This is a genomic window from Arthrobacter sp. Y3223065 (assembly GCF_059090885.1).
This window is the reverse complement of record NZ_JBNHGC010000005.1, coordinates 232,201-247,525: the sequence shown is the minus strand read 5'-3', so window position 1 is coordinate 247,525 and position 15,325 is coordinate 232,201. Positions and strand designations below refer to the sequence as shown.

The 15,325-nt window shown below is 66.1% G+C and carries 20 protein-coding genes; 10 read left to right on the top strand and 10 right to left on the bottom strand.

The features are described 5' to 3' along the window. Positions 1 to 2: 2 nt before the first annotated feature. Entirely contained in the window at positions 3 to 935 is a 933-nt protein-coding gene (locus AC5RUK_RS14535; RefSeq protein WP_494152603.1) for an SDR family NAD(P)-dependent oxidoreductase, read from the bottom strand. Positions 936 to 1,059: 124 nt separating this feature from the next. Between AC5RUK_RS14535 and AC5RUK_RS14530 the strand changes: the two genes are divergently transcribed. Then, positions 1,060 to 1,533 (top strand): MarR family winged helix-turn-helix transcriptional regulator, encoded by a 474-nt coding sequence (locus tag AC5RUK_RS14530; RefSeq protein ID WP_493989806.1) that lies wholly within the window; start codon positions 1,060 to 1,062, stop codon positions 1,531 to 1,533. A gap of 107 nt (positions 1,534 to 1,640) precedes the next feature. On the opposite strand, the gene AC5RUK_RS14525 is transcribed toward AC5RUK_RS14530, so the two are convergent. The 7 genes from AC5RUK_RS14525 to AC5RUK_RS14495 all read right to left on the bottom strand — a co-directional run bounded on the left by AC5RUK_RS14525 (position 1,641) and on the right by AC5RUK_RS14495 (position 7,173). After that, positions 1,641 to 2,504 carry an ABC transporter ATP-binding protein gene (locus AC5RUK_RS14525; protein ID WP_493989807.1) on the bottom strand — a complete coding sequence of 288 codons (864 nt, stop codon included), beginning with the start codon at positions 2,502 to 2,504 and terminating at the stop codon, positions 1,641 to 1,643. Further along, on the bottom strand, positions 2,494 to 3,267 hold the full coding sequence (locus AC5RUK_RS14520) for an ABC transporter permease (protein WP_493989808.1): 774 nt from the start codon (positions 3,265 to 3,267) through the stop codon (positions 2,494 to 2,496). Before AC5RUK_RS14520 ends, AC5RUK_RS14525 begins: the two co-directional genes overlap by 11 nt. After that, a complete protein-coding gene (locus AC5RUK_RS14515; protein WP_493989809.1) occupies positions 3,264 to 4,109 on the bottom strand; it encodes an ABC transporter permease in 846 nt (281 codons plus the stop codon). The genes AC5RUK_RS14520 and AC5RUK_RS14515 overlap by 4 nt, the downstream gene beginning before the upstream one ends. A 243-nt stretch (positions 4,110 to 4,352) precedes the next feature. Beyond that, the gene (locus tag AC5RUK_RS14510) at positions 4,353 to 4,580 is read right to left on the bottom strand and encodes a PLDc N-terminal domain-containing protein (protein WP_493989810.1); all 228 of its coding nucleotides are present in this window, start codon (positions 4,578 to 4,580) and stop codon (positions 4,353 to 4,355) included. 71 nt (positions 4,581 to 4,651) lie between these two features. Further along, positions 4,652 to 5,395, bottom strand: coding sequence for an NUDIX hydrolase (locus tag AC5RUK_RS14505; protein ID WP_494152602.1), 744 nt, complete (start codon positions 5,393 to 5,395; stop codon positions 4,652 to 4,654). Between the two features lie 54 nt (positions 5,396 to 5,449). Then, positions 5,450 to 6,493, bottom strand: coding sequence for an LLM class flavin-dependent oxidoreductase (locus AC5RUK_RS14500; protein ID WP_494152601.1), 1,044 nt, complete (start codon positions 6,491 to 6,493; stop codon positions 5,450 to 5,452). 29 nt (positions 6,494 to 6,522) lie between these two features. Beyond that, entirely contained in the window at positions 6,523 to 7,173 is a 651-nt protein-coding gene (locus AC5RUK_RS14495; protein WP_494152600.1) for an NADPH-dependent F420 reductase, read from the bottom strand. A gap of 91 nt (positions 7,174 to 7,264) precedes the next feature. On the opposite strand from AC5RUK_RS14495, the gene AC5RUK_RS14490 reads away from it, so the two are divergent. The 4 genes from AC5RUK_RS14490 to AC5RUK_RS14475 all read left to right on the top strand — a co-directional run bounded on the left by AC5RUK_RS14490 (position 7,265) and on the right by AC5RUK_RS14475 (position 9,481). Next, the gene (locus tag AC5RUK_RS14490; RefSeq protein ID WP_494107333.1) at positions 7,265 to 7,771 is read left to right on the top strand and encodes a MarR family winged helix-turn-helix transcriptional regulator; all 507 of its coding nucleotides are present in this window, start codon (positions 7,265 to 7,267) and stop codon (positions 7,769 to 7,771) included. Positions 7,772 to 7,781: 10 nt separating this feature from the next. Continuing rightward, on the top strand, positions 7,782 to 8,075 hold the full coding sequence (locus tag AC5RUK_RS14485; RefSeq protein WP_493989815.1) for a DUF503 domain-containing protein: 294 nt from the start codon (positions 7,782 to 7,784) through the stop codon (positions 8,073 to 8,075). A gap of 114 nt (positions 8,076 to 8,189) precedes the next feature. Next, positions 8,190 to 8,621, top strand: a complete 432-nt coding sequence (locus AC5RUK_RS14480; RefSeq protein ID WP_493989816.1) for a hotdog fold thioesterase — start codon at positions 8,190 to 8,192, stop codon at positions 8,619 to 8,621. A 29-nt stretch (positions 8,622 to 8,650) separates the two neighbouring features. Then, positions 8,651 to 9,481 (top strand): aldo/keto reductase, encoded by an 831-nt coding sequence (locus AC5RUK_RS14475; RefSeq protein WP_494107332.1) that lies wholly within the window; start codon positions 8,651 to 8,653, stop codon positions 9,479 to 9,481. Between the two features lie 59 nt (positions 9,482 to 9,540). Here AC5RUK_RS14475 and AC5RUK_RS14470 read toward each other — a convergent pair whose 3' ends face one another. Beyond that, positions 9,541 to 10,644, bottom strand: coding sequence for a fatty acid desaturase family protein (locus AC5RUK_RS14470; protein WP_493989818.1), 1,104 nt, complete (start codon positions 10,642 to 10,644; stop codon positions 9,541 to 9,543). A 304-nt stretch (positions 10,645 to 10,948) separates the two neighbouring features. Between AC5RUK_RS14470 and AC5RUK_RS14465 the strand changes: the two genes are divergently transcribed. From AC5RUK_RS14465 to AC5RUK_RS14450, 4 genes are all read left to right on the top strand, one after another. After that, entirely contained in the window at positions 10,949 to 11,155 is a 207-nt protein-coding gene (locus AC5RUK_RS14465; RefSeq protein ID WP_127512299.1) for a cold-shock protein, read from the top strand. A gap of 182 nt (positions 11,156 to 11,337) precedes the next feature. Further along, complete coding sequence (locus AC5RUK_RS14460) at positions 11,338 to 12,036, top strand: hypothetical protein (RefSeq protein WP_494152599.1); 699 nt, start codon at positions 11,338 to 11,340, stop codon at positions 12,034 to 12,036. A gap of 1 nt (position 12,037) precedes the next feature. Continuing rightward, the gene (locus AC5RUK_RS14455) at positions 12,038 to 12,727 is read left to right on the top strand and encodes a PspA/IM30 family protein (RefSeq protein WP_493989820.1); all 690 of its coding nucleotides are present in this window, start codon (positions 12,038 to 12,040) and stop codon (positions 12,725 to 12,727) included. After that, the gene (locus AC5RUK_RS14450; protein ID WP_494152598.1) at positions 12,727 to 13,707 is read left to right on the top strand and encodes a D-2-hydroxyacid dehydrogenase; all 981 of its coding nucleotides are present in this window, start codon (positions 12,727 to 12,729) and stop codon (positions 13,705 to 13,707) included. Before AC5RUK_RS14455 ends, AC5RUK_RS14450 begins: the two co-directional genes overlap by 1 nt. Positions 13,708 to 13,835: 128 nt before the next feature. Here AC5RUK_RS14450 and AC5RUK_RS14445 read toward each other — a convergent pair whose 3' ends face one another. After that, the gene (locus AC5RUK_RS14445; protein ID WP_494152597.1) at positions 13,836 to 14,420 is read right to left on the bottom strand and encodes a PepSY domain-containing protein; all 585 of its coding nucleotides are present in this window, start codon (positions 14,418 to 14,420) and stop codon (positions 13,836 to 13,838) included. 136 nt (positions 14,421 to 14,556) lie between these two features. Between AC5RUK_RS14445 and AC5RUK_RS14440 the strand changes: the two genes are divergently transcribed. Further along, positions 14,557 to 15,255 (top strand): dienelactone hydrolase family protein, encoded by a 699-nt coding sequence (locus AC5RUK_RS14440; protein WP_494107328.1) that lies wholly within the window; start codon positions 14,557 to 14,559, stop codon positions 15,253 to 15,255. Positions 15,256 to 15,325: the final 70 nt, after the last annotated feature.

Genomic DNA, 15,325 nt, shown 5'->3' with positions numbered 1-15,325 from the left:
GGCTACTTGGCCGCCGGCTCGGGCTGCAGGTCGGCCGGCAGCTCGGGGAACTCCTCGCCCACGCTCTGCAGGCGACCGCCGAACAGGTCGTCGAAGCGCTCGGTCAGCGCCTCGTAGGTCCAGCCGCCGTCCATGAACTCGGTGGCGACGGCCTCCGGGTGGGACCACAGCTGCAGGCGGTCGCCGCCCACACCGATCGCCTGTCCGGTCACGTTGGCTGCCGCGTCGGAGGCGAGGTAGGCAACGAGCCCGGCGACGTCGTCGGCCGTTCCGAAGCCCAGGTCCTTGCGGAAGAAGTCGGGCATGGCCTCGCCGCGTTCGTCCGCCTCCACGGCCTTCTGGAAGAACGGCACGGTCTTCGTCATCGCGGTGGCTGCGACCGGGATGACGGCATTGGCGGTGACGCCGGCCTTCTTCATTTCCAGCGCCCAGGTGCGGACCATGCCGACGATGCCGGCCTTCGCCGCGGCGTAGTTGGTCTGGCCAAAGTTGCCGCGCTGGCCGGTGGGCGAACCGATCGTGATGATCCGGCCCGCGACACCGTTCTCCTTGAAGTAGGCGTAAGCCTCGCGCGCGCAGGTGAAGGTGCCGCGCAGGTGCACGTTGATCACCAGGTCGAAGTCCTCGTCGGTCATCTTCAGCAGCGACTTGTCCCGCAGCACCCCGGCATTGGCCACCAGGATGTCAAGGCGGCCGAAAGTCTCCACGGCGGCGCCCACCAACTGCTGGGCGGTTTCGGTGGACCCCACCGGGGCAACGACGGCCGTGGCCTTGCCGCCGGCGGCGGTGATGCTGGCAACGGCTTCCTCCGCGACCTGCGCGTCCACATCGTTGATCACAACGGAGGCGCCCTGCCGGGCAAGCTCCTGCGCGTAGGCCAGGCCGAGGCCCCGGCCGCTTCCGGTGACGATCGCTACTTTTCCGGCCAAAGACATCTGCTGCTCCTGAGTCCCGCACCGTGGAGGTGCGTTGCGGTTTATGATGGTCTAAAACCAATGACAACCCATATGATTGAAAAAGTCAATCAATTTTGGCAGCACCGACTTCGAGCGAGGGAACATGTCCGCACCAACCACGGCCGTCCGTCCGTCGGCAACCAACGGCCTCGAACGGCTGTACGGTACCGAGCTGGCCAACGAGATCGAGTTCCTCACGGCGCGGGCGCGTTCGCTGGGGTCAGGCCTGGCCAACACCATGCTGGCCGAGCTGGACCTGAAGGTGCGGTCCTACTCGGTGCTGTCGCTGGCGTGCAGCGGACAGAACCCGTCGCAGCGCGAACTTGCCGACTTCCTGAGCCTGGATCCCAGCCAGATCGTGGCCCTGGTGGACCAGTTGGAGCGGCGCGGTGCCGTTACCCGCGAAGCCGACCCGCGCGACCGCCGCTCCAAGGTCATCGTTGCGACGGCGCCCGGCCGAAAGCTGTACAAGCAGGCTGAAGCAATCATCCGCCAGGCGTCGGACGAGTCCCTGGCCCAGCTGAACGAACAGGAACGGGAGACGCTGCGCGACTTGCTGCGGCGCATCGCCTTCTGAGCGGCGGCACCGGGCCCTGAGCGGCACCGGCTCTTGGGCAGCCGATTAAACAGCGGAGCCGGCCGCACCCTCGCGGGGATGGGGCCGGCCCCTGCCTGCCTGGACTGCTAGCTGGCGCTGCCGGCCTGGGTGGCGGCTGCCGGGCGGTGGCCCTGCTTGGCAAGCTGGATCTGTTCGTAGACGTGGTGGCGCAGTTCGGTGAACCGCGGCAGCGCGCGGGTGTTCAACTGGTCGCGCTCGTCGGGCAGGTCGATCTGGAGGTCTTCCTGGATGACGGTCGGCGAGGAGGACAGGATGATCACGCGCTGGCCCAGGTAGACCGACTCGTCGATGTCGTGGGTGACGAACAGGACAGTGACGCCCAGTTTCTTCCAGACCGTGCGGATCAGGTCCTCCAGGTCGGCGCGGGTCTGTGCGTCGACGGCGGCGAACGGCTCGTCCATCAGCAGCACCTCGGGCTGGTAGGCCACGGCCCGGGCAATGGCCACGCGCTGCTGCATGCCGCCGGAGAGCTGCCACGGGTAGGACTGCGGCACGTGGTCCAGGCCCACGGCCTCCAGGGCGTCGTCCACCAGCTTGTCGCGCTCGGCCTTGCCCATGCCGGCGTTCTTCAGCGGCAGCTCCACGTTCTCGCGCACCCGCATCCAGGGGAACAGCGAGCGGCCGTACTCCTGGAACACCACGGCCATTTTCTTCGGCGGGCCGGTCACCCGAGCGCCGTCCAGAAGCACCTCGCCCTCGGTGGGTGCCAGCAGGCCGGAGATGCACTTGAGCAAGGTGGTCTTGCCGGATCCGGACGGGCCGACCAGGCAGGCCAGCTCCCCTGCCCTCAGGTCGAAGGTAAGGTTGCGCACCGCCTCGATGTCGCCGCCGTCGGTGTGGTAGACCTTCTTGACGCCGCGGACCGAGAGCATGGCCTGGCCTTCGGGCAGGGTTTTGCCGGTCGGAACCGGGGTGGTTTCAGGCTGCATTTTCTACCTCTCGCAGGCCATGGTACCAGCGCAGGATCTTGCGCTCGGTCCATTGGAAGATGAATGACATGGCAACACCGATCAAACCCAGCACCACGATGCCGGACCACATTTCCGGGATCGCGAAGGAGCGCTGGAACTGCACGATGGTAAAGCCGAGCCCCGACGACGAGGCGAACATTTCAGAGATGACCATCAGGATCAGGCCGATGGACAGGCATTGGCGGACACCGGCCATGATCTGGGGCCCCGCCGAGGGCAGCACGAGGTGACGCACGCGGGCCATACCGCCGATGCCGTAGGTGTGCGCCGAGTCCGAAAGCACCGAGTCGATGGCGCGGACGCCTTCGATGGTGTTCAGCAGCACCGGCCAGATGCAGCCGGAGATGATAACCACAATCTTCATCGTGTCGGTGATGCCCATCAGCAGCATCAGCACCGGAATCAGCACCGGCGGCGGGATGGCGCGGAAGAACTCCAGCACCGGCTCGGTGAAGTCGCGCAGCCACTTGATCGAGCCGATCAGCAGGCCGGCGACGATGCCCAGGATGATCGCGGCGGCCACCCCGATGAGCAGGCGGCCGATCGAGGGCAGCACGTCGGACAGGAGCCGTTCGCCGAACCACGTTTCGGCGAACGCGTCGACGAGCAGTGCCGGCGTGGGTACGAAGAAGTTTGCCTCGCCCAGCGTTGAGGCCCACCAAATCAGCACCAGGATGACCGGCAGTGCCAGCGCGTAGGCAATGCTTTTCAGGACTTTCATGCGATCACCTCGGAACGGATCGATTCATGCCAGGACAGGGTCTTGCGCTCGATGAAGCGCATCACCAGGTTGACCAGCACGCCGATCAAGCCGGTGGCCAGCACCAGCGCGTACATGCCCGCGATCGCGCCGCCGGACTGCGCCAGTGCGATTTCCCGGCCCAGGCCCGGAGAGCCGATCACCAGTTCTGCCGTGATGGCCAGAATCAGGGCGACGGCCGCTGCCAGCCGCACCCCGGTCATCAGGTACGGCAGGGCGGTGGGGAACACCACGTGGCGGACCCGGGCGAACCGGCCCAGGCCGTAGGACTTCGCCGTCTGCATGGCCACGTTGTCCACGTCGGCCACCCCGTAAAGCACCTGGATGAAGACCTGCCAGAACGATGCGTAGACGATCAGCATCAACGAGGACTCGATCTTCACGCCGAACAGCAGCACGGCCAGCGGAATCAGCGCCACCGACGGGATCGGCCGCAGGAACTCCACCGTGGAATTGGTGAACTTCCGCAGGAAGTTTGACGAACCGATGATGAAGCCAAGGACCACGGCCAGCAGCACCGCCATCAGCAGGCCAAGGAACCACGCGAGCATGGTCTCGCCCACTGCCAGCCAGAACGCCGCCAAACCGAAGTCGTTGAAGAGCACGGCGAGCACCTCGGACGCCGGCGGCAGGAAGCGCGCCTCGACAATCCCCACCCGCGGAACCAGCTCCCACACCAGCAGGAACGCGAGGATCCCGGCAAGCCCCAGCAACTGCTTGGCGGGACGCTTCTTCGAGGGGCGCCGGCGGGACCGGCTGGCCGCCGGACCCTTGCTGTCCGTGGTCACCGCGGGGGCGCTCATGAGAGCATCTCCGCGAGGTGCGGCGCCCTATACAGCGCACATTTCATTTCCACTCCTTCTGCCCCGAGGAGAACGGGGATACAGACCGCCCTGTTCGCTAGCCGAACATGCGTTCACTAGCTCCAGTGTGGTCGACGCCACTTGGTGACGTCAAACACTCTAGGCCATCGTTACGCAGGCAACACTGCGCGACGGTGTTTAACGCCAGTGAATTGGAATGATCAACGGTTTGTGCTTGGCAGCTCAGCGCTTTCGGCCGAGCAGGAAGTAGGCCAGCGGGCCGATGAAATTGAGGAAGGAGGCCGCAAACCACACCGGCTTCGGCCCGTTGACCAGGGCGGCCGGGCGCTTCTTCAAATCCTTGAGTGCGGCCGTCTGCAAGACAAGCTGCAGTCCGGCCATGATGGCCACGCGCAGCCGCTGTCCCCCGCTCAAATCCTTGAAGGACTTCTTCTGCATGGCTTTCTTCATGGCGGCCTCCCGGTCTGTTCTGGCAACAGGTGCCTCAAGTGTAGGCTTGCACCGGCCGGCCGCGTAGGGGCTCAGCGGTCCCGTTCGTACCGCCACGGCAGCGACGCGGTGGAGAGCCGGTGCCGGGCCCCGGCGAAAGCCGCTGGCCCCGGCCCGGGGTAGGCGTCATCGCCCGCCCACACGATGACCTGTCCGCCGGCCGGGTCGTCAATCACGTGGCTCTCATAGTTGAAAGGCTCCGTCTTCCGGGCGGCTTCCAGCGCGTCCGCCACGGTGCCGAAGCGGCCCAGTTCATGCAGTGTCACCCAGGTCGGCGGGACCAGCCGCATCCGGCCGGATTCATGCCGGCGGAGCGCTTCCCCGGGCGGCATCCAGGCGAAGCCGGCCAGCTCGCCGTCGTTGAGCACGATCTCCCCGGCCGGCGCCGCTGCCGCAAAAAACCACGTTTGGAAGCGGCGGACCAAGCTGTGCCGCGGCACCCAGTTCGACAGGTGCACCAGTTCCCGCGCGGCGATCCGCAGTCCGGTCTCTTCGAATGTCTCGCGCACCCCTGCAACTTTCGCCGCCGCCAGCTGCCTGCCATGTTCACCCTCGACGGCGCTGCCGATCCCCGTGCCGCCGGGGGCTTCCGCTTCGGCCGCCAGGTAGTCCTCCGGATCCACCTTGCCGCCGGGGAATACCCAGGCACCGGCGAAGGATCCACTGCCGGGGCGTTTCAGCATCAGGACTTCCAGTCCCTCCGGGCTATCGCGCAGCAGGATGACTGTTGCCGCCAGTTCCGCCTGGTTCGCCTGCTTGTCCTCCGCTTTATCCACGCCCTTAGCTTAGGACGATGGCTGAAGCTTGGGTTCCAGCCAAGCCTGTCACGCCTACTTCCGTGACAGCAGCCGCTCAACCCGCGGCTTGACCTCTGTGGCCAGCAGCGTGATGGATTCGATCAGGTGCTCGTGCGGCAGCCCGCCGATGTCGGTCTGCAGGAAGTGGCGCACATGTCCCAGGTATCCGTGCAGGTGGACAATCCGCTCGGCCACGTCGTCCGGATCGCCGACGTAATAGGCGCCCGGCGCTTCGGCCTGGGCCAGGAAAGCGCGCTTGTCCGGCGCGGGCCAGCCACGCAGCCGGCCCATTTCCACATTGAGGTTGTGCCAGCCGGGGTAAAACCGGTCGAGGGCCTCCTGCTTGCTCGGCGCTACCAACCCGAGGGCGGCTACGGAAACTCTGATCTGCGGGCCGCTGTGTCCGGCTTGGGCCGCGGTGCGCCGGTAGAGCTCGGCCAGCGGCGCGAACCGGTGCGGGGCTCCGCCGATAATCCCATAGGAGACGGGCAGCCCGAGCTGCCCGGCCCGGGCCGACGAACCGGCGTTGCCCCCGGTTGCCAGCCAGATCGGCAGCGGCCCGGCGGCGGGCCGCGGCACGACGGCCAGGTCCGCGATGGCCGGCCGCCGGGATCCGCTCCACGACACTTCGGGGGCGCGGCTGTTGTTGATGGTCATCAGCAAATCCAGCTTCTGCGCATACAACTCGTCGTAGTCGCCTAGGTCGTAGCCGAACAGCGGAAAGGTTTCCACCGACGAACCGCGGCCGGCGGTGATCTCCACACGGCCGCCGCCGGAGATCGCGTCGGCGGTGGAGAACTGCTGGAACACGCGAACGGGATCGTCCGTGGAAATAATGCTGGCGGCACTCCCGAGCCGGATCTGCTTCGTGGCGGCCGCGGCCGCGGCGACGATTGCGCCCGGCGAGGACGCGGGCATGCTGGTGGTGTGGTGCTCGCCGATCCCGAAGTAATCCAGGCCAACCTTGTCGGCGTGGACGATCGCGTCGAAAAGGTTGCGGATGGCCTCGGACGTATCCCGCTGGGTGCCGTCCGGATTCAGTTGCGTGTCGCCGAAGCTGTAGGCACCGATTTCCATGTCTTGTCCTGTCCTGCCTGTCGTCGCCGTCATGGACGTGCGGGTTCGTGGGCCTCCGCCAAGAGGCCACGGAGCTGTCCGGCGGTATGGGCCGCGTTGAAAATGCGGGTGCCCGGTTGGAAGACGCGGCCGGCGGACAGCGGGCCGGCATCGACCGGGTCATAGCCGAGGCGGTCGATGAATCCGGCGACCATGGACTTGGCGTCGTCATCATCGCCTGCAAGAGCCAAGGCCCGGCGGTCGGCGGAGCCCGAGTCGCGGCCGTCCTCTTCGAGTTCCCGGTAGCCAATATGGTTCAGCGTTTTCACCAGGCGCGCGCCCGCCAGGAAATCCTGGATGACCTCGCTGCTGCCGCGCGGGTCGTTCTCGAAGTCGTCGATCACGCCGTCGGTGGGCGCCCAGTAATTCATCACATCTATCACGGTCTGTCCGGCCAGGATGCCCGGATCCAGGGTGCGGTATCTGTGGAACGGCACCGCGGCGAGGACCAGGCCCGCCGTCACAACCTCGGCGGCGTCGACCGGCTCCGCGCCCGGCGTGATGATTTCCGCCAGCAAGGCGATCTCTGCGGCCGGCTTGGATGTTGCGATCTTCACCCGGTAGCCGGCTTTGAGCGCTTGACGGGACACGGCGGTACCCACCCGGCCGGCTCCCAGGATGCCAATGGTGCCCAGCTCCATACCAACTCCAGTCTGCAAATATGTTGTCTGACAGACTATATTGTGCGCAGATTATCTGTGCAACTTCGTTTGGTTGGATATCATGTGAGGCATGACAGGAGAACGAGCCGCCACAGCGGACAGGACGCACAGCCCGGTTCCTGGCGATCTCGGCTGGAACCTCGGCATGGTCCTGCGCGGGTACCAGGAAAAATTCGAGGAGGCCGTCACCGGCATGCCGGAAGGCATCCGCGGCTACCAAATCCTCTCCGCCGTCGTTCATCGGGACCCGCCGAACCAGCAGGCCCTCGGGGCTCACTTGGTAATTGACCGAACCGTGCTGACCTACATCTTGGACAAGCTCGTGGCCGCCCGGCTGGTGGAGCGCGTACCCGCCGCCAACGACCGGCGTGCCCGGAAAATCGTCCCCACCGCGCAAGGACGCGAAGCGCTCTCGGACCTCGAGGTCCGCGTCGCACGTGCCGAGCAGGCCCTGCTCTCCGGCTTGTCGCCGGAGGACGTGCGCCGGCTCTCCACCCTGGTCGAGGTGTTGGCCATGGAGATCCACCGCGCCCAGCCGAACTCCAGCCCGTGCGAGGCGATGGACCACCTGCCCTAAACTCGTCAGCATGTGGATCGGCTGGATTGAGTTCGACCTGCTCCTGGGCGACGTGCATTCACTCAAGGAAAAGCGATCCGTGCTGCGGCCGATCGTCGCCGAGGTACGGAAGCGGTTCGATGTTTCCGTGGCGGAAGTCGGCCAACAGAACCTCTACCGCCGGGCCGAACTGGGCATCGGGCTGGTAGGCGCCGACCGTGCCCATGTGGTCCAGGTGCTTGACGCGGCCGAGAACTACATTGCCTACCGCCCCGGCGTGGACTTGCTGAGCACGCGGCGCAGAATCCACTCCAGCGACGACTAAGTCCGGCAGCGGACCGCTGCAAACCGGCCCTGCAGGCAGCTGGTGCGCATCGACCGGCGCGGATATTGGTAGCGTTGGTCACGCCCATGATCCGTGCCACATCCGGAGGCTCTGTTGACCACCCCCGCCACCGACGAGCAGTTTTCTACCGTTGAGGAGCTTGTCCGCCACCGCTATGCCTCCGACAAAGCGTCGCAGCATCTTGGCATCGAGGTGCTCGAGGCCGAAGAAGGCCGCGTTGTAATGGCCATGGGCGTGCAGGACTACATGCTGAACGGCCACCACATCCTGCACGGCGGCTATCTGTTTACGCTCGGCGATACGTGCTTCGCGTTCGTTTGCGAGTCGCTGGGCCGGCCGTCGGTCTCCCGTCAGGCCGAGATAACGTACATTGCGCCCGGCGCGGCGGAAGCCCGCCTGGTGGCCACCGGCGTCGAACGCACCCGCTATGGCCGCAACAACATCGTGGATATTTCCATTCACGACCAAGACGGCCAGCACTTGGCCGAAATGCGCGTCTACGGCGTGCTGGTCCCGAAGAAGTAGTTCCGCCCCGCACCGAAGGAGCATTCCCGATGGTCGTAGTGCCCGCGATCGATCTCAATAACGGCGTCAGCATCCCGCAACTGGGCTTCGGCGTTTTCAAGGTGCCGCCGGCTGAAACGCAGCGGGCAGTTGAAGCTGCCCTTGAAGCAGGCTACCGCCACATCGACACGGCTGCCGCGTACCGGAACGAGTCCGGCGTCGGCGCCGCCATCTCCTCCAGCGGAATTCCCCGTGAGGATCTGTTCATCACCACCAAGCTCCGCAACGGCGAACAGGCCGACGCCCGCCGGGCTTTTGATAACAGCCTGCGCGAACTCGGCTTGGACTTCGTGGACCTGTACTTGATCCACTGGCCGGTGCCCTCGCAGAACCTGTACGTGCAGGCGTGGCATGAACTCGAAGAGCTCTACGCCGAAGGCCTCAGCCGGGCCATCGGCGTCTCCAACTTCCTGTCAGAGCATCTGGAGACCCTGCTGGCCGCCGGAGGCATGGTGCCGGCGGTCAACCAGATCGAAATCCATCCCACGTTCCAGCAGCGCGAAGTGGCGGCACTCAGCCGCCAGCACGGCATCGCCGTCGAAGCCTACAGCCCTCTGGGCCAGGGCGCCGATTTGGAGAGCCGGACGGTCACCGCCATCGCGGCAAAGTATCTGGCGACCCCGGCCCAAGTGGTGCTCGCCTGGCATCTGGCCAACGGCAACATCGTGATCCCCAAGTCCGCCAACCCGGACCGGATAGCGAAAAACCTGACCGCGGCACGGCTCACGCTCGATGCGGAGGACCTGGCCGCGATCACGGCGCTTGACGCCGGCGGTCGCATCGGCGCGGACCCGGCCACGGCCGCCTTCACGCAGCTCTAGAAACGACGGTTGCCGGTGTCCGCGTTGGACACCGGCAACTGTAGGGAACCTGCTGAGCGCTAGAGGCGGCGGTACTCGGCCACCATCGGGCAGTCGAACGGATCTCGTGCCGACAGGCCAACCTTGTTCAGGTACTGGACCACGATGCCGTAGGACTTGGGCAGCGAGGTTTCGGTGTACGGGATGCTGTGGTTGGCGCAGTATTCGCGCACGATCTGGGCCGCCTTAGCCAGGTTGGGCCGGGGCATGCTCGGGAACAGGTGGTGCTCCACCTGGTAGTTGAGTCCGCCCATCAGTGCGTTGATGGCACCGCTTCCCCTGGGGGTGCGGCCAACGATGTTGCGGCTGGTCAGGACCTGGCGGCTGAGGAAGTCCACCTTCGAGTCCTTGGGGATCAGCGGCATGCCCTTGTGGTTCGGCGCGAAGGACGCGCCCATGTAGACGCCGAAAACGGCCAGCTGGACTCCGAGGAACGCGAAGGCGATGCCGGGCGGCAGGAAGACGAAGATGGCCGCGACGTAGAGAGTCAGCCGGGCGAACAGCACGGAGATTTCCCGCTTGCGGCCCTTGACGGGGCCGCGGGCAAACAGCGACTTGATGGAGGTGATGTGCAGGTTGATGCCCTCGAGCATCAGCAGCGGAAAGAACAGGTAGCCCTGTCTGCGGGTGAACCAGGCCATCAGGCCCCGGCGTTCGGCAGCCTGTTCGGGCAGGAAGGAGACGGTGTCCTGCTCGATGTCCGGGTCTTTCCCGATGGTGTTCGGGTTGCCGTGGTGCCGGGTGTGCTTGTTCATCCACCACTGGTAGCTGATCCCAACGACGGCGTTGGCCAGGAACCGTCCGGCACGGTCGTTGGCCGGCCCGGTTTCGAAGACCTGCCGGTGGGCGGCCTCGTGGGCCAAGAACGCCAGCTGGGTGAACAGGATGCCCAGTGCGCCGGCAATCAACAGCTGGAACCAGCTGTCGCCGAGCAGTACGAATCCGGTGACCGCGCCGGCCAGCCCCAGCGCCAGCGCAACAAAGAGGCTGATGTAAAACCCCCTGCGCTTTCGCAGCAGACCTGCATCCCGCACCGTACTCAACAGCTGGGAGTAGCCGCTGGCGGCGGAAGAACCGCGCTTGCTACGGGTAGAAGTTGTCGGGGGAGATACAGATATGCTCATGCAGCCTTCAGTGGATCGGGTCCGGCTTCCCAGCCGTGGAGTAGGGCGAGTGCCCCGTAGATGAAGATCACTTTACGGTAGCAACCTGAACGAGTCCTGAACAGTAGGTGCCGTGGTAGCGCCATTCGGATTCCCGGACAAAGTCCTGTACAGTAGTTCTTGTAGTTGTTGTGTTGCGCATTTGATTTTGAGCAACAGGCCTTTCACCGAAGGGCTTGTGCTTCTCTGAACGGCGGACGAAAAACACCGCTGCAAGCGACCCGTGAAGTCCGCGGGCCGTGTAATTACTCGGAGGAGTACAAAAATGGCAACTGGAACCGTCAAGTGGTTTAACTCTGAAAAGGGCTTCGGCTTCATCGCTCCGGACGACGGCTCGGCCGACGTCTTCGCTCACTACTCGGCTATCGAGAACAGTGGCGGATACCGCGAACTGCGTGAAGACCAGAAGGTCGAATTCGAAACCGTGCAGGGCCCCAAGGGCCTGCAGGCTGCCAACATCCGCGGCCTCTGAGACGGCAGCGGCAACGCCGCTCTAGTCTTTCCAATGGAGCCGGTTCCCGTAAGGGAGCCGGCTCCATTGTTTTGCCCGCTGTCTTGCCGCTGGTGTTTTTGCCCGGCTGTTTTACCCGGCTGTTTTACCCGGCGATTCACTCCCACTGGCAGGAATCGAGCATCCGGGGGCAAACTTGAGGCATGCCCTTGACACCAGTGCCCGCCAGTACCGGAACCTTTGTGGCCGACATGGTCCTGCAGATCCTGATGTTCACCGGCATCGCCGTGCTGTGCGTCGGGACGGCGGCGGCCGTGACCGTTTGGCTGGTCATCCGCAGGATCCGGCGCTCCCGCCGGTTCCGCAACGGGCTGCGCCGGGGATCTCTCACCGTCCGCAGTTTCACCAAGGACGACGCCGGCCGCCGCCTTGCGCGCCAGCGGCTCGGGTTGCAGCGCTCGACGGAAGCAACGGAACGGACACTCGCCGCCGCCCGGGCGGAGGGCCGCCCCGTCGGGGAACTGCCGTTGGTGGCGGCCGGGCTTGAGACGGCTTCCCGGTCCCTGGACGAACAACTGAAGTTGGCGGAAGGCGAGCCGGTGCCGGAGGTCAAGCGCTCCCTCGCCGCCAGCTTGAGCGGGCGGGCCGAACAACTCACCCGGCTGTCGGGCCAACTGCGGCAACACCTGGTGGAAGCCGGGTACTCTGCAGACGCCGAACAGCTGGAACTGGCCGGACGGCATTTGTCCCGGGAGATCGAGGCGCTGCACGCATGGTCCTCGGCCTACCGCGGTGTCCGTGACGGGCGCACCACTGCTGTCCCGCCGCACCCCCGGTCCGGCTTCCCGCCGCGCCGCCAGCCCGCCCCGGCGCAGCGTCGGCCCGATCCCCTGAGGAGCTAACGTGTCCATCAAGCACCGCCTTGGACGCATCATCCGCGCCAACCGCGCGGCCAAAGAGACTCCGGTCGATCCCCTGGCGGCCATTGAGGCCAGCCAGCAGCAACAGTCCGAAGCGGTGGACCAAGCCCGCCGCAGCGTCGCGGACATCGCGGCCGATTGCCGCCGCATCGGGCTGCTGCTGGATGAGGCCAAAGCAGAGCAGGCGTACTGCGACCGCCAGGCCGAAGAGTGCGTGGCCCGCGGCGACGACGACGGGGCCCGCGAGTTCCTGCACCGGAGCATCACGGCGTCGAAGCGGGTGGAAACCCTCGCCCGGCAATATGAACGCATGGCCGATCAGTGGCGCCGGCTGGACGGGGAGCTCGCCCGCCTGTCCTCGCGCATAGACGAGAGCCGCCTGCGGTACCAGACCCTCCAGGCCCGCCACAACGTCGCCCAGGCCACGCTCGGCATGCAGCAGGCCGCCTCGGCGGCAGCCGGCAGCGCAACCGGAATGCAGTCCGCTGCCCGGGATGCCGAGCGGGAGACCCGGCGCATCGAGGCCGAGGCATCCGCCCGCAACGAAATCGCGTGGTCGGACCCGGACTCGCCGCAAGTGCAGGAGGCCTTCGAATGGCTGGAGGCCAGCACGGAAGTTGACGACCAACTGGGCGCGCTGAAGTCGCGGCGCAACAAGGCGCCGGAAGCCTGATGGCCGCAGCCGCCAGACCTGTCGTCACCGTCCTGTACAAAGACCATCTGCCGCCGGGCATGGAGGACGTCGAGGCCGCCGCGGAGGTGCGTTATGCCCCCGCGGACCAACTCGCCGAGGCCCTGGATGGCGCCCAGGTGCTGTTTCTCTGGGACTTTTTCTCCGCCGCGCTGGAGGATGCCTGGCATGCCGCCGGCTCGCTGGAGTGGATTCACGTGGCCGCCGCCGGCGTGGACAAGCTGCTGTTCCAGGACCTGCGGGATTCGGGCGTGGTGGTCACCAACGCCCGCGGCATCTTCGACCGGCCAATCGCCGAATTCGTCCTCGCCGGGATGCTGGCCTTCGCCAAGGACCTGCCCGGCCTGCTGTCCCTGCAGCGGGGGCGGACCTGGCAGCACCGCGAGACCGAACGCCTTGAGTCCGGCCACGCGCTCATCGTCGGCACCGGGGCCATCGGACGCCAAATCGCCCGCGTGCTCAAGGCCCTCGGCCTGCGGGTTGCCGGGGCTGGGCGCACTGCCCGCAGCGGTGACGCCGATTTCGGCGAGGTTTACGCATCGAACGAGCTTGCCGCCGTCGTCGGAGACTTCGACTGGGTGGTGATGGTGGCACCGCTGACCGAAGAGACCCGGCACCTCGTCGACGCAACCGTGCTGGAGGCCATGAAGCCGACCGCCCGGCTGGTCAACGTGGGCCGCGGGGCGTGCGTGGACACCGACGCGCTGGTGGCAGCGCTGCAATCCGGCGCCATCGCCGGAGCCGCCCTGGACGTGTTCGAAACCGAGCCGCTGCCGGCCGACCACGCGCTCTGGACGATGGACAACGTGATCGTCTCGCCGCACCTCAGCGGTGACGCGCGTGGCTGGCTGCCCCAGCTGGCCTGGCAGTTCGCGGACAATTTCGCGCGCTACATCCGGCAGCAGCCGCTGGAGAACATGATCGACAAAAAGCTGGGTTTCGCCGCTCCCGCAGGATCATGAACGAGCATGCGGGCAGGGTCGATCGGGGCAGCCTGATAATCCGTGCGGCGCCGCCAAAGATCTACCGCGAATGACCGATCCCGTCAGCCTCGAAGCGTTTCGACGCGGGCTTCGCAAGGTTCTCCCTCTTAGCGCATTTGCTCACCGGTTATGCCGTCAATCAGCACATCAATGCTGGAGCCGTCTTCGCGGTCGATCTCGATCTCCCACACCGGCAGGCCGCCCTCATTCCCCAGCGTCACTTCGTCCACGTTGCCTGGTTCTGCCTCCGCGGCGGTGGCAAGGGCCTCGGGCATGGAAACCCTGGTTTGCTCCAACTCACGGGCATGCTCCGGTTCGGCACCCCCGGATTCCCGCTGCTCAAGCACCTCGCTGCCGTCCGGCGAGACCTGCACCTCTATCTCAGCATCGACGTCGAAGACGTCCACTTCCCAGGCCTGAAGCCGGTCGCTGTAGTCCAGTTCGATCGCGGAACTGCCGTGGACGGCAGTTACCGCGGTTTCGACAGCGGCTATCGCATTGCGTTCACTGGGCAAGGCAGATCCGGTGCCGGCAGGGCTGGGGTTGCCGGCCCCGGCTGGGGTTTCGGCCGGCTGGGCCTGGCCCGGTTCGGGCTGGGATATGTCGTCTCCGGTGGCGTCACAGGCCGACACTGTAACGGCCAGGCCGGCAGCAATCGAAAGGGCGGTGAAGGTCTTCCTCAGCTGTTCCATAGACCGATTCTCCGCCCCGACAACCGGCTTGGCCATGCCCCGGAGCCTCCGCCGTCGCCCCACACGGTAAGCACGACAACACCCGCTGCTGTCCTAGACTGACATGGAATGCCCCCGAGTGATCAGGAGTAGGACTTTGGCCAACAACCCGACGTACCAGAACGTCACGTTCGAATCCGCAGGCACCGAGGCCCACGGCTATCTGGCCGTACCTGAGTCCGGGTCCGGCCCCGGCGTCATCGTCATTCAGGAGTGGTGGGGCCTGGTGGACCACATCCGGGACGTTGCCGACCGCCTGGCCGCCGAAGGTTTCGTGGCGTTGGCACCCGACCTCTACGGCGGACGCATTGCCCACGACGGCAAGGAAGCCGCCGCGATGATGTCCAAGCTGCCGGAACAGGAAGGTGCCCGGTTGCTGGCCGGCGCCGTGGACTACCTGCTGGCCCACGAGGCGGTCACCAGTTCCACCGTGGGCGCCATCGGTTTCTGCATGGGCGGCGGCTTTGTGCTGGCGCTGGCCGCACAGCAGGGCGAGCGCATCAGCGCAGCCGTGCCGTTCTACGGCGTCGGCCAGGGCGTGCCCAAATCGTACGAAGGGGTCCGCGCCGCCATCCAGGGCCACTACGGCGAACAGGACTCGTCCTACCCGGTGGAGAAGGCCAAGGCGCAGGAGGAGCAGATCCGCCGCGAGTCGGGCGCGGAAGTGACCTACTACTTCTACGACGCCCCGCACGCCTTTCACAACGACGAGAACCCGCAGGGCAACTACCGTCCCGAGGAGGCCAAACTGGCCTGGAGCCGCTCGGTGCAGTTCCTCAAGGACAAGGTCAAGTAGCCTCCACGAGTCATAGGACGACGTCGGTGCCCACCTTGGCACCGACGTCGTCCCTTGTGTTTGTGACCGA